Raw genomic sequence first — 23,090 nt, 5'->3', positions numbered from 1 at the left:
AATCGAATCATCTTAACGTCCGACTTTCTGTATTTTTTTGCACCAAAAAAGAGCAAGAATTACGTCAGTTTTCGTCCCCTTTTTCCTTGTAAAGAGCACTTATGCACCCTGCAGGCCCCTCGGCTTTTACCCCGATTCCTTTTGCTGCGTTCCAGGCAGAAATCCTGCCCGAAGCGACTCCACAACGCGCCGCCATCACCGCTGCCTATAGGCGCGACGAGGTTTCCGCCGTGCAGTGGCTGTTGCAACAAGTGCGCCCCAGCAGCACCGAAACGACGGCCGAAGGACAAGCGCTGGCGCACCGCCTGGTCTCGAACGTGCGCCAAAAACGCACACGCGCGTCCGGCGTCGATGCACTGATGCACGAGTTCTCGCTATCGTCGGAAGAGGGTGTTGCATTAATGTGTCTGGCTGAAGCGCTGTTGCGTATACCCGACAGTCAGACGGCCGACCGTTTGATCGCCGACAAAATCAGCAAGGGTGACTGGAAGAAACACCTGGGCGAATCGCCGTCGCTGTTCGTCAACGCGGCCACCTGGGGTTTGCTGATTACGGGCAAACTGGTCAGTACCAGCAGCGAATCGGGCCTCGGTTCGGCCATGACCAAGCTCATCGCCAAAGGCGGCGAACCGCTGATCCGCAGAGGCGTCGACCTGGCCATGCGCATGCTGGGCAACCAGTTCGTGACGGGTCAAACCATCGAGGAAGCGCTGAAGAACAGCCGCGAGAATGAAACGCGCGGCTACCGTTACTCCTACGACATGCTGGGCGAGGCGGCCCTGACGCAGCAGGACGCGGCCAACTACTACGCCTCGTACGAAACGGCAATCCACGCCATCGGCAAGGCGTCGAACGGCCGCGGCATCCGCAACGGTCCCGGCATTTCCGTGAAACTGTCGGCCCTGCATGCGCGCTACAGCCGCGCCCAGCGTACCCGCGTCATGGAGGAATTGCTGCCGAAAGTCAAAGCGCTGCTGTTGCTGGCCAAACAGTACAACATCGGCTTCAACATCGATGCGGAAGAAACGGACCGCCTGGAATTGTCGCTCGACCTGATGGAAGCACTGGCTTTCGATGCGGACCTCGCCGGCTTCGACGGCATCGGCTACGTGGTGCAGGCGTATCAAAAACGCTGCCCGTTTGCCATCGATTTCCTGATCGACCTGGCGCACCGCAGCGGCCGCAAGTTCATGGTGCGCCTGGTGAAGGGCGCGTATTGGGATGCGGAAGTCAAACGCGCGCAAGTCGACGGCCAGGAAGGCTATCCCGTCTACACGCGCAAGGTCTACACGGACGTCTCTTACCTCGTGTGTGCGCAAAAACTGCTGGCCGCCAGCAGCCTGATCTATCCACAATTTGCCACGCACAACGCGCAAACCCTGTCGACCATTTATACCTGGGCGAAACGCGACGGCATCACCGACTACGAATTCCAATGTCTGCACGGCATGGGCGAAACCTTGTACGACCAGGTCGTCGGCCCCGAGAATCTCGACAAGCCGTGCCGCATCTACGCGCCCGTCGGTTCGCATGAAACCCTGCTGGCCTATTTGGTGCGGCGCCTGCTGGAAAACGGCGCCAACTCCTCCTTCGTCAACCAGATCGTCGACGAAAGCGTGGCCATCGATAGCCTGATCCGCGATCCGCTCGAGCAGGCGCGCCTGCAGGGCGGCTTGCCGCATCCGTCGATTCCGCTGCCGCTGGACATGTTTGGCAGCGAACGCAGGAACTCGGCCGGCCTGGACCTGTCGAATGAAGATACTTTGCGCACGCTGGCCACGGGCCTGGCGCAACAGCAGACATGGCAGGCAGCGCCGCTGATCGATGGCGCCGTCAGCCTGAATGGCCCCACGCACATGCTGCACAATCCGGCCCAGCACGACGATGTCGTGGGCAAGGTCATGGAAGCCGGTCCGGCCGACGTGGAAACGGCCCTGGCCAGCGCCAGCGCCTACGCCATGGATTGGCAAACAACAGAACCATCGATCCGCGCGCAAGCGTTGCTGCGCGCTGCCGACCTGTTCGAAGAACATCATATCGAGCTGATGGCCCTGGCCGTGCGCGAAGCGGGCAAGTCCCTGCCGAACGCGATCGCGGAAATCCGCGAAGCCGTCGACTTCCTGCGCTACTACGCGGCGCAGGTGGAACACGCGCCGAATACCCTGGCGCTCGGTCCCGTCACCTGCATCAGCCCGTGGAACTTCCCGCTGGCCATCTTTACGGGCCAGCTGGCCGCCGCCCTGGCCGCAGGCAACGTGGTGCTGGCCAAACCGGCCGAGCAAACGCCGCTGATCGCCCACCGCGCCGTGCAATTGCTGCACGCGGCAGGCGTACCGCGCGGTGCGCTGCAATTCTTGCCCGGCAGCGGCGAAGTCGTCGGCGCCGGCCTGTGCAATGACGCACGCGTGAAAGGCGTGATTTTCACGGGCTCGACGGAAGTGGCGCAACTGATCAACCGCAACCTGGCCGCGCGCGCCGTGGCCGAAGGCATCGACATTCCCCTGATCGCCGAAACGGGCGGCCAGAATGCCCTGATCGTCGATTCGTCCGCCTTGCCGGAGCAAGTGGTGCAGGATGTGATGTCGTCCGCCTTTGACAGTGCCGGCCAGCGCTGCTCTGCCTTGCGCGTGCTGTTCCTGCAAACGGAAATCGCCGACAAGACCATCCACATGCTCAAGGGCGCCATGCAGGAACTGCGCGTCGGCAATCCTGACCGCCTGGCGACCGATATCGGTCCCGTCATCGATGCGGAAGCGCAAGGTAACTTGCTGGCGCACATCAACAAGATGAAAACCATGGCCATCGACCATTATTCGCTCGATTTGCCGACCGTCAAAGGCACGTTCGTCGCCCCGACCGTGCTGGAAATCAAGTCGCTGACGCAATTGACGCAGGAAGTCTTCGGCCCCGTGCTGCACGTAATCCGCTACAAGCGCTCCGAGCTGCCGCAACTGGTGCAATCGATCAATGACAGCGGTTACGGCCTGACCCTGGGCATCCATACGCGCATCGATGAAACGATCGATTTCATTACCAAGCGCGCACACGTAGGCAATATTTATGTGAACCGCAACATCGTCGGTGCCGTCGTCGGCGTGCAGCCGTTCGGCGGCGAAGGCAAATCAGGCACCGGCCCCAAAGCGGGCGGCCCCCTGTACCTGAAACGCCTGCAGCGCAATGCGCCAGCCGGCGCGCAGCACCAGCGCCAGGCGCCGCCAGCGCTCGATGCGCTGACCGTGTGGGCAAAGATGCATGGCCACGACAAGGTCGAGCAACTGGCGCAGGAATACGCACGCACCACCTTGCTGGGCAGCACCACCGTCTTGCCAGGCCCGACAGGCGAGCGCAATACCCTGAGCTTTGCCGCGCGCGGCACGATTCTGTGCGCGGCCGCCACGTCCGGCACGCTGATGAACCAGCTGGCCGCCGTCCTGGCCACCGGTAACGAGGCCCTGGTGCTGGCACAATCGCCGGAGCTGATCCCGGGCGACTTGCCGGCCGCGCTGAAGGACCGCATCCAGATCATTACGAGCCTGGAGTCGGTCAAGCATGATTTCCAGATCGCCATGATCGAGCCTAGCCTCGATGCGCAGCTCAAACCGCTGCTGGCGGCACGGGAAGGGGCCCTGGTGGGCACCATCGCCACCACACAAGAGGGTGCCATCCCTCTGTGGCGTCTGGTCGCTGAGCGAGCGCTGTGCGTGAATACGACGGCGGCCGGTGGGAATGCCAGCCTGATGATGCTCAGTGTCTAACATTTAAGCAGGCAGTCAACGCAAAAGGGCAGAACCAGTGGTTCTGCCCTTTTTTTATGCACGCTGGATGAAAAATCAGCCAGCCAGACGCTGGCACAATTGCTGGATCACCGTAAACGCATACGGCGAAGCGACGGTTTGCACGAAACGCATGAAATCGACGGCCGCCTCTTCGTTGGCGTTGTCGGAAATAGTGCGCATAACGGTAAACGGCACGCCCAGTTCAAAACACACTTGCGCCACGGCGGCGCCTTCCATTTCGACGGCTAGCAGGTCGGGGATATCTACTTTGAGCTGGTTCAGATGCGCGGCGCTGCTGATGAACTGGTCGCCGCTGGCGATCAGGCCACGGTGCACTCGCGCGTGTTGCAAGCCAAATGCCGCGATATCGGCCGCCTTGAGCACGCTGGAAACATCGTCACGCAGGAAATCTTCCGCGGCGCCAGCCAGTTGCGTGCTCAGTTCCAGGTCCGTGGCAAAGCGCTGCAGGCCAGTCAATGGCACTTCAAAACGGGGAAACAAAGGGCGGGCGTCCATATCGTGCTGCAACAGCGATTCGGCCACGACGATATCGCCGACTTTCACGTGTTTATCCCCACTGCCGGCCACGCCGGTGAAGACGATGTGGGTAACTCCGTACTTTTCCACAAGGATAGAAGCTGTCATGGCAGCAGCAACCTTGCCCAGACGCGACAGGACGCACACAGCGTCGATATTCCACAGGGTTCCCAGGGTGTAGTCGCGCATGCCGTGCGAACGCCTCTGGGGGCTCTGCATGGCTTCTACCAGCCCCTGCTGTTCTTCGTGCAAGGCACTGATGATGCCTAAACGCATTTTTTGATGTGTATGCATGCTGTTTTTACAGGTTTTTTTGAATTGCAAAACGGTTTACATGGTGAAAACAGCCGTTTCAGCGACTTTTCCACCGTTCGCGTTTGTCTCTGTGTTTTAAATAAAGATGTATACATAAAAATAGTAGTGATAGTAAACGGCCATTTTTTTGTGGATAAGTCGGTATACCATCGAAAAATCATCGACTTAGCGCACAAAAAAGTAGGCGCACAAGCATTGTATCTACGGCGGACTTGTTTGGGATAAAAATTGGCGTGTGGACAAAGATCGACTTTCCCCACATCTCATCCTGTGGATATGCAGGCACTTATCCACACCGCCAAGCAAAAATCGTGGCTTTTCTTGCTGTAGTGGCATGTTTGACGTGTTTCGTCAGCATGGGATCTTGTCTGGCAATGAACGCTGAGTGACCAAGAGCGCTGTTCTTTCACGGAGGCTGGCATCGAGGTGATTCCTGGAAGACGGTTTGGCAGTGGGTCGTGATGTTGCCGTTGGCTTTTTTTTTGACGGCTTTGCGTGTTTTTTGGAAATATCCCCGCACTTCCGCTTTTTTTGTCGGTTTACAATAGATCTATATATAAAAATAGTAGTAATAGTAAACGCTTTTTTTTCTGTGGATAAGTCGCTTTTTTTCAACAGGATCAATTGTTTACAAGCAAAATAAAGCGTGCATAATCGCTGTATCACACGAGGAGCAAAATTGTATAAAATGCGGGCCTGTGCAAAAGTTCGTGTTTACGCACAAGTCATCCTGTGGATATCAAGTGACTTATCCACACTCGTTTCAAAATTTCCCTTTTTTCGACATCGAACCGCCTGCTGGCACTGTGCCTGCTCAGGTCTGTTGACGTTTCCATTTTGAAAAACGGTTTGGCAGTGCTGTGTGCGTGATGCCGGCCGTGCCGGTTTTCGTCGCGCAGTTGTTGGCGCGATTTTTTTTTGTCAGCCAAAGCTGCTGCCCGGCTTTTTTTTTGAAGACAGGCTTGTGGAGGTTCGCTAAGGCGTAGGGCAGGCAAAGCGTGCGTTGTCGGGTTTACCTTAACAAGTTCGTATACAAGAATAGTAATAGTAGTTAACGGCGGCATCTTCTGTGGATAAGTCCCGATTTATCCTTGTAAACAATCGCTTGGCGTGCGGATAAGCGCTGAGTAAGGGTTGTATCTGCCCGGGACGGTTTCTGGACAAAAAAAAGCCGCTGAAAAAATTTTCGTTTACACACATATCGTCCCTGTGGATATCCATACGGTTATCCACAGCTTGCCGCCCCTGATTTTGATGCTTTTTTACCTTGGCGTAACGCTTGTTCGTATCCCAGGCAACGATTAATGTCGCCCTGTCCCGGCACTGGTGGTAATCTCAAGGCGGCTCAGCAGCCATGCATGCATGAAGAAAGACAGACTCTGGTAGCGGAACGCGACGGGGAGACACGCCGCGCGACAGCTTGATGGCATACCGAAAGGAGCTTCATTGGAATCGGCAGGCGAATACGACTACATCATCGTGGGCGGCGGCACGGCAGGTTGCGTGTTGGCCAACCGGCTCACACGCGACAAGGACGCCAATGTTTTGCTCGTGGAAGCAGGCGGCAAGGACGATTACGTGTGGATCCACATCCCCGTCGGCTATCTGCATTGCATCGGCAATCCCCGCACGGACTGGCTGTATTCCACGCAGGCGGACGCGGGACTGGGCGGGCGCAGCCTGATCTATCCGCGCGGAAAAGTCCTGGGCGGCAGTTCTTCCATCAACGGCATGATCTATATGCGGGGCCAGGCCGGCGATTACGACCACTGGGCCGACCTGACGGACGACGCTTCCTGGCGCTGGGACAAGGTCTTGCCGCTATTTAAGCAAAGCGAGGATTATTACGGCGGCGTCTCGGAAAACCATGGCGTGGGCGGCGAGTGGAGAGTGGAAAAACAGCGGCTGTCATGGGATATCCTGAACGCGTTTCGCGATGCGGCGCAGCAGGTCGGCATCCCGAAAACCAGCGATTTCAATGGCGGCGATAATAGCGGCAGCGCGTATTTCGACGTCAACCAGCGCCGCGGCATCCGCTGGAATACCTCGAAAGCATTTTTGAAACCGGCATCGCGCCGCCCGAACCTGACCATCATGACGGGCTGCCACGTGGAACGACTGTTGATTGAGACTTCGGAGTCGGGGCCCCGTTGCACGGGCATCGTGTTTACGGGCGGCGGCACGCAGTGGCAGGCGACGGCCAAGCGGGAAACCTTGCTGACGGCGGGCGCCATCGGTTCGCCGCAATTGCTGCAATTGTCCGGCATCGGACCGGCCGCCTTGCTGCAGCAGCATGGGATTGTTCCCGTGGTCGATGCCGCCGGCGTGGGCGGCAATTTGCAGGACCACCTGCAGTTGCGCATGGTCTTTAAAGTGCAGGGCGTGAAAACCCTGAACATCATGGCGGGCAATATGCTGGGCAAGATGCAGATCGGCTTGCAATATGCGCTGTTTCAGAGCGGGCCCATGTCGATGGCGCCATCGCAGCTGGGGGCGTTCGCCAAGTCCGATCCGCAGCAAGCCACGCCGAACCTGCAATACCACGTGCAGCCCTTGTCGCTCGACAAATTCGGCGAACCCTTGCACGCGTTTCCCGCGTTTACGGCCAGCGTGTGCAATCTGCGTCCCACGTCGCGTGGTCACGTGCAGATCGCATCGGCCGACAGCTATGCGGCGCCAAAGATTATGCCCAATTACCTCAGTACGGAGCAGGACCGCGCCGTGGCGGCCGACGCCTTGCGCCTGACGCGGACCATCGCCGCCGCACCGGCCCTGAAAAAATTTGCGCCGCAAGAATACAAGCCTGGCGTGCAATTCCAGAGCCAGGAAGAACTGGCGCAGGCGGCCAGCCAGATCGGCACCACCATCTTCCACCCGGTGGGCACTTGCCGCATGGGACTGGCCAGCGATGCCTCGAGCGTGGTCGACAGCCAGTTGCGCGTGATCGGCGTGGCGGGCTTGCGCGTCGTTGATGCCTCGATCATGCCGTACATTACTTCTGGTAACACGAACTCGCCCACGGTGATGATCGCGGAAAAAGCGGCGCAAATGATACATGCGGCCTGGAAATAGCGGGGCAAACGTGCGAGTTTGCGCCATTCGGGCTGGCGAAAAATCCCCGTAGTTATACTGTATTGTGCGTTAAATTTAAGTTGTGTATTATAAAAATGACTAAGTAGTACAAAAAGTACAACTAGGAGACACGATGTCAAACGTAATCTTGGAAACAAGAAATTTGACCAAGGAATTCAAGGGTTTCACCGCTGTGAGCGACGTGAACCTGAAGGTAGAGCGCGGCCATATCCACGCCTTGATCGGTCCGAACGGCGCCGGCAAGACCACGTGTTTTAACTTGCTCACCAAATTCCTGGTCCCCACTTCCGGACAGATCCTGTTCAATGGGAAAGATATCACGGCCGCCAAACCGGCCCAGATCGCGCGCATGGGCGTGATCCGTTCCTTTCAGATTTCCGCCGTCTTCCCCCATTTGTCCGTGCTGCAGAATGTGCGCATCGGCTTGCAGCGCCAGCTCGGTACCTCGTTCCACTTCTGGCAAAGCGAACGGGCATTGAACCAGCTCAACGACCGCGCCATGTCCTTGCTGGCCGAGGTCGACCTGACGGAGTTTGCCGACACCATCACGGTCGACATGCCCTACGGGCGCAAGCGGGCGCTGGAAATTGCCACCACCCTGGCGATGGAACCGGAAATGATGCTGCTCGACGAACCGACGCAGGGCATGGGCCACGAAGACGTGCACCGCGTGACGGAACTGATTAAAAAAGTGTCGGCCGGCCGCACGATTTTGATGGTGGAACACAATATGAGCGTGGTCTCTGGCATCTGCGACAAAATTTCCGTGCTGCAGCGTGGCGCCATGCTGGCCGAAGGCAGTTACGCGGAAGTGTCGCGCAATCCGCAAGTGATGGAAGCGTATATGGGCACCACCCACGCGGAACTGGAAGGGGCGCATTGATGGCGACACAAGTGAATGGCGGCGCACCTGCGCTGGAAATTACGCAACTGCACACCTGGTATGGCGAATCGCACATCCTGCACGACGTGAACCTGAAAGTGGCGCAGGGCGAAGTGGTCACTTTGCTGGGCCGCAACGGCGCCGGCCGTACGACCACCTTGCGCGCCATCATGGGGCTGACGGGCGCCCGCACGGGCTCCATCAAAGTCAACGGCGTCGAAGCGATAGGTTTGGCCACGCACAAAATCGCCCACCTGGGCATCGGGTATTGTCCCGAAGAGCGCGGTATTTTTTCCTCGCTGTCGACCGAGGAAAACCTGCTGCTGCCGCCGACCCTGGCCAGCGGCGAGAAGGGCATGTCGGTGGAGGAAATCTACGCCATGTTCCCGAACTTGCAGGAACGCCGCCACAGCCAGGGAACGCGCCTGTCGGGCGGGGAACAGCAGATGCTGGCCGTGGCGCGCATCCTGCGCACGGGCGCGCGCCTGCTGCTGCTCGATGAAATTTCCGAAGGCCTGGCGCCCGTCATCGTGCAAGGGCTGGCGCGCATGATCACCACCCTGAAAGCGAAGGGCTACACCATTGTCATGGTGGAACAGAATTTCCGGTTTGCCGCGCCGCTGGCGGACCGGTTTTATGTGATGGAGCACGGTCAGATCGTCGAGACTTTTGCTGCATCCGAACTGGAGGCCAAGATGCCGGTATTGACCGAGCTGCTTGGCGTGTAGTCCCCATGTAGTGCGTTTTACTCGTCATCGACCAGCAATCGTCTGAATAGCAAACAATAATCCCAACGGAGACACTATGAAACGTAACGCTATCGCCATTGCCACCGCCACTCTTTGCGCATTGGGCTTTTCCGCCGCCGCGCACGCCCAGGTATCGGGCGACACCATCAAGATCGGTTTTATTTCCGACATGTCGGGCGTGTATTCCGACGTCGACGGCCTCGGCGGCGCGGAAGCCATCAAGATGGCGATCGCCGATGCCGGCGTGGTATTGGCCGGCAAGAAGGTGGAATTCATTTCCGCCGACCATCAAAACAAGGCCGACATCGCCGCTTCGAAGGCGCGCGAATGGTTCGACCAGCAGGGCGTCGACATGCTGATCGGCGGCACCAATTCCGGCGCCAGCCTGGCCATGGCCAAGGTGGCGGCGGAAAAGAAAAAAATCTTTATCGCCATCGGCGCCGGCTCCTCGCGCCTGACGAATGAAGAGTGCACGCCGTACACCGTGCATTACGCCTACGACACGGTGGCACTGGCGCGCGGCACAGGCGGCACCATCGTCAAGCAGGGCGGCAAGAACTGGTATTTCATGACGGCCGATTATGCGTTCGGCCACTCGCTGGAAAAAGATACGGCCGAAGTCGTCAAGGCGGCCGGCGGCAAGGTGCTGGGCAGCGTCAAGCATCCGCTGGGCGCTTCGGATTTCTCGTCCTTCCTGCTGCAGGCGCAATCGGCAAAACCGCAAATCCTCGGCCTGGCGAATGCCGGTGGCGACGCCATCAACAGCATCAAGGCGGCCAACGAGTTTGGTTTGACGAAGTCCATGAAACTGGCCGGCTTGCTGATCTTCATCAATGACATCCATTCGCTGGGCCTGAACCTGACGCAGGGCATGTACCTGACGGATGGCTGGTACTGGGACTTGAATGCGGACACGCGCGCCTGGTCGAAACGCTATTTCGCCAAGATGAAGAAAGAGCCATCGATGCTGCAGGCGGCCGACTATTCGGCAGCGGCGAACTACCTGAAAGCCGTCAAGGCGATCGGTACGGATGACACCGAGAAGGTCATGGCCTACCTGAAAAAGACCAAGATCAACGACATGTTCACGCAGAATGGCGAAGTACGTCCCGATGGCCGCATGGTGCACGATATGTATTTGATGGAAGTGAAGAAACCGTCCGAGTCGAAATATCCATGGGATTACTACAAGGTGGTCGCCACCGTGCCCGGTGCGCAAGCGTATGTGACCAAGGCCGAGTCGAAGTGTTCGCTGTGGAAGTAACGCTGTAGCAACCTCCACAGAGTGCCCGCCTGCGCGCGGGCGCTCTGTCCTGCATGCGCTTCGCCCGCAGGGTTCGCCTTGCGCCGCCGCACCCGTTTGCGGTGGCGCGTTTCCCTTGATACCACACTGCTATCTGGCGGTGCTTTTTATACTGTGATGCCATGGAAATTTTCGGCGTTCCAATACAAGCGATGATGAGCCAGCTGCTGCTGGGTCTTGTCAACGGCTCGTTCTATGCCATGTTGTCCCTCGGTCTGGCCGTCATCTTCGGCTTGCTTAACGTTATTAATTTCTCGCACGGCGCCATGTACATGATGGGCGCTTTCCTGGCCTGGATGGGCCTCAGCTATTTCGACATCAATTACTGGGCCATGCTCGTCATCGCCCCGATCCTCGTCGGCCTGGTCGGCATCCTGATCGAAAAGACCATGCTGCGCTGGCTGTATAAACTCGACCACCTGTATGGCTTGCTGCTGACCTTCGGCATCACCCTGATCATGGAAGGCGTGTTTCGCTCGTTCTATGGCGTCTCGGGCCAGCCGTATGCCGTGCCCGAAGCGCTGGCCGGCGCGACGGACTTGGGTTTCATGATCTTGCCGAACTACCGCGCCTGGGTCGTGATCGCTTCGCTCTCCGTGTGCCTGGCCACCTGGTTCGTCATCGAAAAAACCAAATTAGGGGCCTACCTGCGGGCCGGCACGGAAAACCCGAAACTGGTGGAAGCGTTCGGCATCAACGTGCCATTGATGGTGACGTTGACGTTCGGCTTCGGCGTGGCGCTGGCCGGTTTCGCCGGCGTGCTGGCGGCGCCGATCATCCAGGTTTCGCCGCTGATGGGCTCGAACCTGATCATCGTCGTGTTCGCCGTGGTGGTGATTGGCGGCATGGGTTCCATCATGGGCTCCATCCTGACGGGCCTGGGCCTGGGCGTGATCGAGGGCCTGACCCGCGTGTTCTACCCGGAAGGCTCGGCCACCGTGGTGTTCGTGGTGATGGTCATCGTGCTGCTGCTGCGTCCCGCCGGCCTGTTCGGCAAAGAAAAGTAATCCTCATCAGTCATGTATTGGAGCTACCACGATGAATAAGAATGTAGGCTACGCCATTGCCTTGCTGCTGGCGTTGGCGGCCCCGTTTTACGGCTATCCCGTCTTCCTGATGAAGTTGCTGTGCTTTGCCCTGTTTGCCTGCGCTTTCAACTTGCTGATCGGCTATACGGGCTTGTTGTCGTTCGGCCACGCGGCCTTCTTCGGCGGCGCCGGCTATGTCACCGGCTACGCGCTGCGCACCTGGGGCTGGCCAACGGAACTCGGTTTGCTGGCTGGTGTCGCCACGGGTGCCTTGCTGGGCCTGGTGATCGGTGGCCTGGCGATCCGCCGCCAAGGTATCTACTTTACGATGATCACCCTGGCGCTGGCGCAGATGGTGTACTTCCTGGCCTTGCGGCTGCCCTTTACGGGCGGCGAGGATGGCTTGCAGGGTGTTCCACGTGGAACCTTGCTGGGAACGATAGACCTGGGCAATGACACTGTCTTGTACTACGTCGTGCTGGCCATTTTTGTCGCCGGCTTCGCCCTGATCGTGCGCACCATCCACTCGCCGTTCGGCCAGGTGCTCAAGGCGATCAAGGAAAACGAACCGCGCGCCATCTCGCTCGGCTACGACGTCAACAAGTACAAGCTGATGGCCATCGTGTTGTCCGCTTCCTTGGCAGCACTGGCTGGCGCGACCAAGACCCTGGTGCTGGGCTTTGAAACCCTCACCGATGTCTATTGGGGCATGTCGGGCCTGGTCGTGCTGATGACCCTGGTGGGCGGCATGGGTACCTTGTCCGGCCCCATCCTCGGCGCCGTGCTGATCATTGCGCTGGAAAACAAGCTGGGCGATGTCGGTACCTATTTGGCCACGCACACGGGCATCGAGTGGTTCGGCACCCTGGGCGAATCGGTGGGCATGGTGACGGGCGTGATCTTCGTCATCTGCGTGCTGATGTTCCGGCGCGGCATCGTCGGCGAAGCCATCGCCCGCTTCGGCGGCAGGGCTGCCAAAGCCGCGGTCTGATTTTCAAGCAACGCCGGACGGATCGTCCGGCGTTTTTCATTGTGCGTCCACTGTTACTTCAACGGAGAGTACCACCATGCAAATGACGATCACGCGCGCGGGGAGCAGTCTGTGCACCGTGCTGGTGTTGGCAGCCTGCGGCAGCAACCATGCGCCGGAAGAACTGAACCAGATGCCCAGCTACCTGGGTACCATCACGCGGGCCGACTACGACGGCAAGACGAACGATCTGCTGACGGCTGGCCTGGGCAAGACGGGGCTGGCGGGAGCAACTCCCGCGTATGCGAACGTGGAACAGCCGACGCCGCTTGAACTGCGCCGCAATGCCATCTACGCCAATTACCGCGCCGTGCTCGACATTGCCGCCAACAGCGGCTACGGCACCCTGTACGGACCGAACGTGGATGCGTCCGGCAACGTGGGCACGGGCGAGGGCCTGGTCGCGGGCAGCGAATACATCGCCTATGCCGACGATGGCACGGGCAAGAAGAACGTCACCCTGATGGTGCAGGTGCCGGCCAGCTTCGATCCCGACCATGCCTGCATCGTCACCGGCACGTCGAGCGGCTCGCGCGGCATCTACGGCGCCATCGGCAGCTCCGGTGAATGGGGCTTGAAAAAAGGCTGCGCCGTGGCGTATGCGGACAAGGGTTCCGGCACGGGCTTGTATGTGTTTGAAGACGACAGCGTCAACCTGCAGAATGGCCTGCGCGCGGGCAGGGTGGCCGCCGGCAAGAACGCGCTCTTCGCGCCGGACCTGAGCGACGCCGAGCGGCTGACTTGGGCCACAGCCAACCCGAACCGCATCGCCTTCAAGCATGCGCACTCGCAGCAGAATCCGGAGAAGGATTGGGGCAAGGTCACCTTGCAGGCCGTCGAGATGGCGTATTACGTGTTGAACGAGCGTTATGGCGTGCTGGCCCGCGACGGCAGTTCGCGCGTCGTCCGGCTGACGCCGAAGAACACCATCACGATCGCCTCGAGCATTTCCAACGGCGCCGGCTCGGCCTTGCTGGCGGCGGAGCAGGATACCAGAGGCTTGATCAGCGGCGTGGCGGCCAGCGAGCCGCAAGTCCAACCGGCGGCATCGAGCGCCTACACTGTGCGCCAGGGCGGGGCGGTGGTGGCCAATCCCGGCCGTGCGCTGTTCGACTACGCCACCTATGCGGCCCTGTATCAGCCGTGCATCGCTTCCGTGGCCGGCAATGCGGGACGCTGCACGGCACTCGTCGCCAAGGGGCTATTGAATGGCGCCGACCTGGCGGCGCAGCAGGCGGACGCCAAGCAGCGCTTGCGCGCATATGGCTGGCTGGCCGACTCCGATCCGCTGCAGGCAGCGCATGCGGGCACGAACATCCTCGTGGCCGTCACGTATGCGTATGCCTACGGCAAATTCTCCGTGACCGATAAAGTGTGCGGTTTCACGTTTGCGCAGACGGATGGCAGCGGCAATCCGATCGCGTTCACGTCGGTGCAAAAGGCGGCCAGCTTTGCCGCGCAAAACGGCATCCTCGGCAATGTCGTGTACGAGAACAGCGTGGGCGGCGCCAAGGTGTACACGGCTGGCGTGTCGCCGTCAAACAACCTGGCGGACCAGTCGCTCGACGGCTTCCTGTGCCTGCGCAGCCTGGCTACGGGGCGCGACACCGTCAGCGGTGCCAACTTGCAAGGGACATTGGCCACGCAAAGCGTGCGCGTGCGGGCAGGCATGGCCGAGGTCGCGGCCAGCGGCAAATTGAATGGCAAACCAGCCATCATCGTGCACGGGCGCAGCGATACCCTGATTCCCGTCAATCACGCGTCGCGCGCTTACGTGGGACTGAACGCCGCCATGGAAGGGGGTAATAGCCAGCTGCGCTATATCGAGGTGACCAACGCCAACCATTTCGATTCCTTCAGCAGCGCCTTGCCGACCCTGATCGTGCCGCTGCACTTGTACCTGAACCGGGCGCTGGACGCCATGTATGCACACTTGAATGCCAAGCAAGCCTTGCCGCCATCACAGGTGGTGCGCACGGTGACGCGTGCCGATGCCTCGACCCTGATCACGAATGTCAACGTGCCAGCGATCGCCACGGCGCCGGCGCCTGGCAATGTCATCAGTGTGACAGGGACCGTCGTCGATATTCCCAACTAGGCTGTAGCGTCTGTGCAACTTGCGGCCACGTTTCACGTGGCCGTTTTTATTCCCAGGCCGACTCGGCGATGTGGCCGAGTCCCTGGAAGACGGGCTTGGAAAACCAGTAGCCCTGCATCAGGGAAATGCCGCAGCCGGAAAGAAAATCGCGCTCGGCGCGCGTCTCGATGCCTTCGGCCAGCACCCGGATACCGAGTTCACGGCACAGGCTGGCGATGGCCCGCACGATGGCCTGGCGCGGCGTGTGCGTATCGATGCCGCGCACCAGGTCCATGTCGATCTTGATGATGTCGGGCTGGTATTCGGCCAGCAAGTTCAAGCCCGCATAGCCGGCGCCGAAATCATCGATGGCCGTCTGGAAACCGAAACGCCGGTAGGCGCGGAAGATCTCGACCAGGTGCGGACGGTCTTGCACCCGTTCGCCTTCCGTCACTTCAAAGATGATTTTGTCGGTAGGGAAGTGATGGAGCTTGGCCGCTTCCAGGGTGCTGCGGATGCACACTTCAGGACGGTAGACGGCATTGGGCAGGAAGTTGATCGACAGAAAACCTTGCATGCCCAGCCTGGCGGCACCGGCCACGGCCTTGACGCGGCAAGCCTGGTCGAAGCGATAGCGGTTGTCGTCGTTGACTTGCGCCAGCACGCTGGCCGCGCTTTCGCCGTTGGGGCCGCGCACCAGCGCCTCGTGCGCATAGATGCTGCGCGTGGCCAGGTCGACGATGGGCTGATACGCATACTCGAAGGCAAACGGCAGCGGCGCGCTGTCGTGGCAGCCCGCGCAGGCACCGTATGGAAAGCTGGTGCTGTCAGGATGGATGGGGATGTCGGGAGGCGTCATGGCGGCAGTGTAGCAGGGCGGGCCGGTCCTATTCCGTCTGCTGCTTCACAGTGCGGCCGCATAGATGGCGCGCGCGTCGCCGCGGGTAACGGGCCGGGGATTGTTGCCCAGCAAGCGCGTCTGCAGCATGGCTTCATCGGCCAGGCGGTCCAGGTCACCGGCTGCGATGCCCACCTCGCGCAGGGTGCGCGCGATGCCCGTGGCCACGGCGATTTCCTGCATCGTATCGATCAGGACCACGGCCCGCGCCTCCTCGCTGCCCGCGATGCCGGGCTGCAGGATGGTGGCCAATTGCGCATACAGGGGCGCTGCGTGGGACAGATTAAAACGCAGCACGTGCGGCAGCACCAGCGCATTCGACAGGCCGTGTGGCACGTGGAACAGTCCCCCGATGGGATAGGCGAGCGCATGCACGGCGGCCACGGGCGCGTTGGCAAACGCCTGGCCGGCCAGCATGGCGCCCAGCAACATGGCTTGGCGCGCCGGCAAGTTGCTGCCATCGCGGCAGGCGGTGACCAGGTTGTTCGACAGCAGCGACAGCGCCTGTGTGGCCAGCATGTCGGACAAGGGATTTTTCAGCAGGCGGCTGGTGTACGCTTCGATCGCATGCACCATGGCATCGAGGCCGGTGGCGGCCGTCACGGCGGACGGCAAACCGAGGGTCAGGCTGGCGTCGAGGATGGCCAGGTCCGCATACAGTTGCGGCGCGACCACACCCATCTTGCTGGTGGCGCCCGTGGTGACGATGGCGATATGCGTCACTTCCGAGCCCGTGCCGGCCGTGGTCGGCAATTGCACGAGGGGCAGGCGCTGGCCGTGAACATTACCGATGCCATACAGTTGCGCCAGTTCCTGGTGGCCCGATGCTAGCACGGCGATCAGCTTGGCCACGTCCAGCGAGCTGCCGCCACCGAGGCCGATAATCAGTTCCACGTGAAACATCTGCGCCTGGGCCACGCCGGCCAGCACGACGGCTTCGGGCGGATCGGCTTGCACGTCGGAAAACACGTGGACCTCAATGCCGGCCGCCTGCAAGCTGTGCAAGGGAGCATCGGCCAGGCCCGTGCGCAAAAAGCCCGCATCGGTGACGAGCAGGGTGCGGCGCACGGTGGGGAAGTGATGGGCGATGTGCGTGCCCAGTTGGGCGGCGGCGCCCGGTTCAACGATCAGATGGGGCACGGTGCGGAACTGGAAGGCGGACATGCAGACTCCTGACAGGAAGGACAGAAGCCAAGCTTACTCCGCTTTTCGGCCCCGCGTCTGTTTCACGTGGAACCAGATCCGTCGCTTACTCCCAGTCCAGCGCGCCTTTTTTCCACTCGTACACTAGCCCGATGGTCAGCACGGAGAGAAAGCCCATGACGGCCCAGAAGCCGACCAGGCCCAGTTCGTTGACATTGGCCGCCCACGGCATCAGGAAGATGACTTCGATATCGAACAGGATGAACAGGATGGCGACCAGGTAGAAACGGACGTCGAACTTCATGCGCGCGTCGCCGAATGCTTCGAAGCCGCATTCGTACGGCGACAGTTTTTGTGCATCCGGTTTGTGCGGACCGAGCGCGCGCCCCAGCAGCATGGGCACGATACCAACGAGGATACCGATCAGAATGAACAGCAGAACGGGAAAATAGTTTTCGAGGAGCATGGGAATTCCTCTCAGTGACTGGACGACAGTTTCATCAGCACGATGCCGCATACGATGAGCACGGCGGCGCACACGCGCATGGTGTTGACTTGCTCGCCCAGAAAAACGATGCCGACGATAAAGGCGCCGACGGCGCCGATGCCCGTCCAGATCGTATAGGCCGTGCCCAGGGGCAGGGTGCGCATGGCCAGCGACAGCAAGCCGAAGCTGGCGATCATCATGACGATGGTAAGGACGGAGGGAGTGAGTTTGGTGAAACCCTCGGAGAGTTTCATCGAGTATGCCCACACGACTTCAAACATGCCGGCAATGAGTAACAGTATCCAGGCCATGGCGGCTCCTTATACAGAGCGGGCCGTCCCGGTGTGTTCCCATGATGGGGGAGGCCGTCCTCCTGGATGATCGTCACGATGGCCACAAGCGTGGCCACGGATGCGGACGATGCGGCAATTGTAGCAAACATTGCCGGATGCCGCAGCCCCAGCGCGGGCACTGTCCTGGCACCGCTGCGTGTTCCACGTGAAACAAAAATCGCCGCTGACTTGCCCTTGCTGAGTAAAAATTAAGCAAAAATTGGCCCGTGGAAGGTTGCGCTTGCAAAAAGACTCTATAATCGGAGCTCTCTTCCCGCATTTTTACTTGCACTGTTACCTATTTATCATGTTATTTCCTACAGAATTCGACGTCATCGTTGTCGGCGGTGGTCACGCCGGTACCGAGGCGGCCCTCGCTTCCGCCCGCATGGGGCAGAAGACGCTATTGCTCACGCATAATATTGAGACACTGGGCCAGATGTCGTGCAACCCCTCCATCGGCGGCATCGGCAAGGGCCATCTGGTCAAGGAAGTCGATGCCATGGGCGGCGCGATGGCGATTGCCACCGACGAATCCGGCATCCAGTTTCGCATCCTGAATTCCTCGAAAGGCCCGGCAGTTCGCGCCACGCGCGCCCAGGCCGACCGTATTTTGTACAAGGCCGCCATCCGCACGCGCCTGGAAAACCAGCCTAACCTGTGGCTGTTCCAGCAAGCGGTCGATGACCTGATCGTCGAAGGCGACCGGGTCGTCGGCGCCGTCACGCAGATCGGCCTGAAGTTTCTCGCGCGCGCCGTCGTGCTGACGGCCGGTACTTTCCTCGACGGCAAGATCCACGTGGGCTTGAATAATTATTCGGCTGGCCGCGCCGGCGACCCGCCCGCCATCTCGTTGTCGGCCCGCTTGAAAGAGCTGAAACTGCCGCAGGGCCGTTTGAAAACGGGCACGCCACCGCGCATCGATGGCCGCACGATCGACTTTTCCGTCATGCAGGAACAGGCGGGCGACCTCGATCCCGTACCCGTGTTCTCCGTGATGGGCAACACGGCCATGCACCCGCGCCAGGTGCCGTGCTGGGTCACGCACACGAATAGCCAGACGCACGACATCATCCGTGCCGGCCTCGATCGCAGCCCCATGTACACGGGTGTCATCGAGGGCGTGGGCCCCCGCTATTGCCCGTCGATCGAAGACAAGATCCACCGTTTCTCGGGCAAGGAATCGCACCAGATCTTCCTCGAGCCGGAAGGCTTGACGACGCATGAGTTCTATCCGAACGGCATTTCCACGAGCTTGCCGTTCGACGTGCAGATCGCTCTGGTGCAGTCGATGAAGGGCATGGAAAACGCCCACATCCTGCGTCCCGGCTACGCCATCGAGTACGATTATTTCGACCCGCGCGGCTTGAAAGCATCGCTGGAAACGAAGGCCGTCGCCGGCCTGTTCTTCGCCGGCCAGATCAATGGCACCACCGGCTACGAAGAAGCTGCCGCGCAAGGCATGCTGGCGGGCCTGAATGCGGCCTTGCTGACGCAGGACAAGGAAGCCTGGGTACCGGGCCGCTCCGAGGCCTACCTGGGCGTGCTGGTCGACGATCTGATCACCCAGGGCGTGCAGGAGCCGTACCGCATGTTCACCAGCCGTGCCGAGTACCGTTTGAGCCTGCGCGAAGACAATGCCGACATGCGCCTGACGGAAATCGGCCGCGCTTTGGGCTGCGTCGGCGACGCCCAATGGCAAGCGTTCGAGACCAAGCGCGAAGCGGTGGCGCTGGAATTGCAGCGCCTGCGTTCCACGTGGGTCAATCCGCGCATCCTGGCGGCCGCCGAATCGGAACGCATCGTGGGCCAGGCCATCGAACGCGAGTACTCGCTGGCGGATCTGCTGTGCCGCCCGAACGTCGCCTACGACACCCTGATGAGCATGACGGGCATGGAAGGCCAGGCCTTGGCCGGCCCCGGCGTGGAGGATGCGGCCGTGCGCGAACAGGTGGAAATCCAGCTCAAATATGCGGGCTACATCGAGCGCCAGAGCAAGGAAATCGAGCGCCACGAACACTATGAAAACCTGGCCTTGCCAGAAGGTTTCAATTACCTCGATATCGGCGCATTGTCGGTCGAAGTGCGGCAAAAACTCGACAAGCAGCGCCCGGAAACCCTGGGCCAGGCATCGCGCATTTCGGGCGTGACGCCGGCGGCCATTTCGCTGCTGCTGGTGCACCTGAAAAAGCGCGGCTTTGGCGCCGCGCACACCACCACTTTAAAGGACGAGGTTGTTGAATGAAGCAGTTTGACCGGGCCGCATTGGCCCCCATTTTGAATGAAGGCATCGCCGCGCTGGGGCTGGACCTGAGCGCGGATCAGACGGAAAAACTGCTCGATTACCTGGCCTTGCTGGCCAAATGGAATAGCGTATACAACCTGACGTCGGTGCGCGATCCTATGCAGATGCTGACCCTGCACGTGCTCGATTCGCTGGCCGCCGTGCCGGCGTTCGCTGACGCAAAGAATGTGCTCGACGTGGGCGCCGGTGGCGGCTTGCCGGGCATGGTCTTGGCCATCGCGCGGCCCGATATCAAGGTGTCGATGATCGATACCGTGCATAAAAAGACAGCTTTTTTGACGCAAGTGAAGGCCGAACTGGGCTTGAGCAACGTCACCGTGTACACGAAACGGGTGGAACAGCTGGAAGTGCAGCAGAAATTCGACGTGATCACCTCGCGCGCCTTTGCCGACCTGTCCGACTTCGTCAACTGGTCGAACCACGTACTGGCCGAGGGCGGGCAATACATCGCCTTGAAAGGGGTGGCACCGCCAGACGAGAGAGAGCGATTGCCGGCAGACTGGAAAGTGACGGAATTACGCGCAATCCAGGTACCAGGGCTAAATGCAGAGCGTCATCTGGTCTTTATAGCAAGAATTTAAAAGTTGAAAATAAATGATATAAACAGTTTATACGGTATAAATTATATAAACCATATAAACGATTTATATCGTATAAATGAAATAAACAGTATAAATCGTTTCGGCCAAATGCCGGGGCGCATGATGAAGTTTGCATCTCTTTACAACTAGAAGATACATGGCCAAAATTTTTTGTGTAGCAAATCAAAAGGGTGGTGTTGGTAAAACCACAACAAGTGTCAACCTGTCCGCCGGTCTGGCCAAGTTGAACCAGCGCGTGCTGCTGGTCGACCTCGACCCGCAGGGCAATGCGACCATGGGCGCCGGCATCAACAAGGCCGGCCTGAAGGCGTCGACCTATGAAGTCATGCTGGGCGAGTCCGATGTCAAGACGGCACGCCAGCGTTCGGAAGCGGGGCGCTTCGATGTCTTGCCGTCGAACCGCGAACTGGCCGGCGCGGAAGTGGAGATGGTCGAGCTCGACAACCGCGAACGCCGCCTCAAGGATGCGCTGGCCGAAGTGGACGGCGAATACGATTTCATATTAGTGGATTGCCCGCCGGCTTTATCGATGCTGACCCTGAACGGTCTGTGCGCCGCGCATGGTGTGATCATCCCGATGCAGTGCGAGTACTACGCGCTGGAAGGCTTGTCCGATCTGGTCAACACCATCAAGAAGGTGCATGCGAACCTGAACCCGGATCTGAAGATCATCGGCTTGCTGCGCGTAATGTTCGATCCACGCATGACATTATCACAACAAGTATCGGCCCAGCTGGAACAGCACTTCGGCGACAAGGTGTTCAATACCATCATCCCGCGCAACGTGCGCCTGGCCGAAGCGCCGTCGTACGGTTTGCCTGGCGTGACCTTCGATCCGAGCTCGAAAGGTGCCCAGGCGTATATCGCCTTCGGCGCCGAGATGGTCGAACGCATCAAACATATGTAAACAAGGGGCGAGCGTTCGCACAATATGGTGTGAGCGCTTACTCTGAAAACACGATTAGGACAGCATGGCTACGAAAAAATTAAAAGGACTGGGTCGCGGACTCGACGCCCTGTTGGGCGGCGGCGGTGGCGACTTCGCCAGTCCGGACACGAATCAACCGTCGAACTTGCCCGTGTCGCAAATGCAAGCGGGCAAATACCAGCCGCGCACGCGCATGGACGAAGGGGCATTGAATGAGCTGGCCGCCTCGATCAAGGCGCAAGGGCTGATGCAGCCGATCCTGGTGCGCCCGATCGGGCAAGACACCTTGAGCGGACTTGTCAAATATGAAATCATCGCCGGCGAACGCCGTTTCCGCGCTTCGCAACTGGCCGGCCTGACGGAAGTGCCGGTGCTGGTACGCGATGTGGACGACCTGGCCGCCGCGGCCATGGCGCTGATCGAGAATATCCAGCGCGAAGATCTCAATCCCCTGGAAGAAGCGCAGGGCATTCACCGCCTGATCGCGGACTTCAGTTTTACGCATGAGCAAGCGGCCACTGCGCTGGGACGCTCGCGCAGCGCCGTGTCGAACCTGTTGCGTTTGATGAACCTGGCCGCTCCCGTGCAAACCATGCTGATGGCCGGCGATATCGACATGGGCCATGCGCGCGCGCTGCTGGCCGTCGATGCGGCCAGCCAGATCACCCTGGCGAACCAGGTCGTGGCCAAGCGCCTGTCCGTGCGCGAAACGGAAAAGCTCGTTACCCGCACGGTCGAGGAAGCGGCCAACCCGGTCGAGCCGCGGCAAAAGGAAAAGTCCGGCGACATCGCGCGCCTGGAAGAAGAACTGTCCGATGCGCTGGCCACGCCCGTGGTGTTCAAGATGGGCAACAAGGGCCGTGGCCAATTGGTGATTGATTTTGCCGATCTTGACGTGCTCGATGGTTTGTTGACCCGCTTGCGTGGTTAAATAGCAAGCTGCAAAGACAGGGGCAATGCCGGTGTGAGCAATCCGGCCATGCTTTCCGGATGCAGCACGTGATTCCTTGATAACACGGCTGGGAGCGGCCAGACAAGCGGCTTTGCCATATAGTGGTGCAAATGGCGGCGAATAGTCGGTAAAGCGTCAGTTTCACGCAGCAATTGCCCTGCTGCGGTGCAGCAACGTTTGACTCTATAGATCAAAGCCAACTATAATCCCGTGTCTTTGCGTGTGTAGATTTTTCTGGGAACTTGGCAATTGAGTGATTCACAACAAAGTATTGCCAAGCCAGTCTACAAAGTAGTTGCCTTGCAGCTAGCAATCGCTATCAGTTTTGCCACGGTCACCCTGTTTTTCGGTGGCAGTGTCAGAGGCTGGTCCGCCGCATACGGCGGCGCTATCGCAGTCATCGGTAGCCTGGTGTATGCCCTGTTGGTGGTTCGCGGTTCTAGCGACGCCAATAAGGCATTCCGGGCGCATTTGCGCGCAGAAGTGGTGAAAATATTTATCACAGCGGTGCTGTTTATATTGGCACTGGTGTTGTTTCAGTCGGCCGCCTGGTTATGGCTGATCTTGGGTTTCGCGGTGGCAACCTTAGCATACTGGTTTTCATTGCTCGCTGTTTAATCATTGGTTTTGGGGCCTGTTGAGCTCTGAAACG

Annotated in this window: 18 protein-coding genes; 13 read left to right on the top strand and 5 right to left on the bottom strand. The window is 59.8% G+C overall.

The genetic code is table 11. The features are described 5' to 3' along the window. Positions 1-101 precede the first annotated feature (101 nt). Positions 102-3,755, top strand: a complete 3,654-nt coding sequence (gene putA, locus MRBLMS1_RS18115) for a trifunctional transcriptional regulator/proline dehydrogenase/L-glutamate gamma-semialdehyde dehydrogenase (RefSeq protein WP_485880834.1) — start codon at positions 102-104, stop codon at positions 3,753-3,755. Between the two features lie 75 nt (positions 3,756-3,830). Here the strand turns inward: putA and MRBLMS1_RS18110 are convergent, their stop codons facing one another. After that, positions 3,831-4,589: a 5'-methylthioadenosine/adenosylhomocysteine nucleosidase gene (locus MRBLMS1_RS18110; RefSeq protein WP_128140933.1), complete on the bottom strand. Its 759-nt coding sequence runs from the start codon at positions 4,587-4,589 to the stop codon at positions 3,831-3,833. 1,485 nt (positions 4,590-6,074) lie between these two features. Here MRBLMS1_RS18110 and MRBLMS1_RS18105 point away from each other — a divergent pair. The 7 genes from MRBLMS1_RS18105 to MRBLMS1_RS18075 all read left to right on the top strand — a co-directional run bounded on the left by MRBLMS1_RS18105 (position 6,075) and on the right by MRBLMS1_RS18075 (position 14,812). After that, a complete protein-coding gene (locus tag MRBLMS1_RS18105; protein ID WP_485880832.1) occupies positions 6,075-7,700 on the top strand; it encodes a GMC family oxidoreductase in 1,626 nt (541 codons plus the stop codon). Positions 7,701-7,833: 133 nt separating this feature from the next. Beyond that, the gene (locus tag MRBLMS1_RS18100; RefSeq protein ID WP_485880830.1) at positions 7,834-8,604 is read left to right on the top strand and encodes an ABC transporter ATP-binding protein; all 771 of its coding nucleotides are present in this window, start codon (positions 7,834-7,836) and stop codon (positions 8,602-8,604) included. Then, entirely contained in the window at positions 8,604-9,332 is a 729-nt protein-coding gene (locus MRBLMS1_RS18095) for an ABC transporter ATP-binding protein (protein ID WP_034752656.1), read from the top strand. Before MRBLMS1_RS18100 ends, MRBLMS1_RS18095 begins: the two co-directional genes overlap by 1 nt. Positions 9,333-9,408: 76 nt before the next feature. Then, complete coding sequence (locus MRBLMS1_RS18090; protein ID WP_072456017.1) at positions 9,409-10,617, top strand: ABC transporter substrate-binding protein; 1,209 nt, start codon at positions 9,409-9,411, stop codon at positions 10,615-10,617. 161 nt (positions 10,618-10,778) lie between these two features. Further along, entirely contained in the window at positions 10,779-11,663 is an 885-nt protein-coding gene (locus MRBLMS1_RS18085; protein ID WP_034752662.1) for a branched-chain amino acid ABC transporter permease, read from the top strand. Between the two features lie 31 nt (positions 11,664-11,694). Next, on the top strand, positions 11,695-12,675 hold the full coding sequence (locus MRBLMS1_RS18080) for a branched-chain amino acid ABC transporter permease (protein WP_034752665.1): 981 nt from the start codon (positions 11,695-11,697) through the stop codon (positions 12,673-12,675). Positions 12,676-12,757: 82 nt separating this feature from the next. Beyond that, complete coding sequence (locus MRBLMS1_RS18075; protein ID WP_485881038.1) at positions 12,758-14,812, top strand: 3-hydroxybutyrate oligomer hydrolase family protein; 2,055 nt, start codon at positions 12,758-12,760, stop codon at positions 14,810-14,812. A 46-nt stretch (positions 14,813-14,858) separates the two neighbouring features. Here the strand turns inward: MRBLMS1_RS18075 and MRBLMS1_RS18070 are convergent, their stop codons facing one another. From MRBLMS1_RS18070 to sugE, 4 genes are all read right to left on the bottom strand, one after another. Next, the gene (locus MRBLMS1_RS18070; RefSeq protein ID WP_139092062.1) at positions 14,859-15,650 is read right to left on the bottom strand and encodes an EAL domain-containing protein; all 792 of its coding nucleotides are present in this window, start codon (positions 15,648-15,650) and stop codon (positions 14,859-14,861) included. Positions 15,651-15,695: 45 nt separating this feature from the next. After that, positions 15,696-16,853, bottom strand: a complete 1,158-nt coding sequence (locus MRBLMS1_RS18065; RefSeq protein ID WP_485880825.1) for an iron-containing alcohol dehydrogenase — start codon at positions 16,851-16,853, stop codon at positions 15,696-15,698. Between the two features lie 85 nt (positions 16,854-16,938). Beyond that, complete coding sequence (locus MRBLMS1_RS18060) at positions 16,939-17,298, bottom strand: NADH-quinone oxidoreductase subunit A (RefSeq protein ID WP_219328592.1); 360 nt, start codon at positions 17,296-17,298, stop codon at positions 16,939-16,941. An 11-nt stretch (positions 17,299-17,309) separates the two neighbouring features. Next, the gene (sugE, locus tag MRBLMS1_RS18055; RefSeq protein ID WP_128140729.1) at positions 17,310-17,630 is read right to left on the bottom strand and encodes a quaternary ammonium compound efflux SMR transporter SugE; all 321 of its coding nucleotides are present in this window, start codon (positions 17,628-17,630) and stop codon (positions 17,310-17,312) included. A 328-nt stretch (positions 17,631-17,958) separates the two neighbouring features. Here sugE and mnmG point away from each other — a divergent pair, with 328 nt between their 5' ends. From mnmG to MRBLMS1_RS18030, 5 genes are all read left to right on the top strand, one after another. Next, a complete protein-coding gene (gene mnmG, locus MRBLMS1_RS18050) occupies positions 17,959-19,896 on the top strand; it encodes a tRNA uridine-5-carboxymethylaminomethyl(34) synthesis enzyme MnmG (protein ID WP_072456009.1) in 1,938 nt (645 codons plus the stop codon). Then, positions 19,893-20,537 carry a 16S rRNA (guanine(527)-N(7))-methyltransferase RsmG gene (gene rsmG, locus MRBLMS1_RS18045; RefSeq protein ID WP_219328589.1) on the top strand — a complete coding sequence of 215 codons (645 nt, stop codon included), beginning with the start codon at positions 19,893-19,895 and terminating at the stop codon, positions 20,535-20,537. Before mnmG ends, rsmG begins: the two co-directional genes overlap by 4 nt. A 157-nt stretch (positions 20,538-20,694) precedes the next feature. Beyond that, positions 20,695-21,465: a ParA family protein gene (locus MRBLMS1_RS18040; protein WP_034752687.1), complete on the top strand. Its 771-nt coding sequence runs from the start codon at positions 20,695-20,697 to the stop codon at positions 21,463-21,465. A 64-nt stretch (positions 21,466-21,529) separates the two neighbouring features. Next, on the top strand, positions 21,530-22,417 hold the full coding sequence (locus MRBLMS1_RS18035) for a ParB/RepB/Spo0J family partition protein (protein ID WP_034752690.1): 888 nt from the start codon (positions 21,530-21,532) through the stop codon (positions 22,415-22,417). 270 nt (positions 22,418-22,687) lie between these two features. Beyond that, positions 22,688-23,056, top strand: a complete 369-nt coding sequence (locus MRBLMS1_RS18030) for an ATP synthase subunit I (RefSeq protein WP_034752692.1) — start codon at positions 22,688-22,690, stop codon at positions 23,054-23,056. Positions 23,057-23,090 lie beyond the last annotated feature (34 nt).

This window comes from Massilia sp. LMS1-1-1.1, from assembly GCF_040815535.1.
Taxonomy (GTDB): Bacteria; Pseudomonadota; Gammaproteobacteria; order Burkholderiales; family Burkholderiaceae_D; genus Janthinobacterium; species Janthinobacterium aestuarii.
This window is presented reverse-complemented; position numbering and strand designations above follow the sequence as displayed.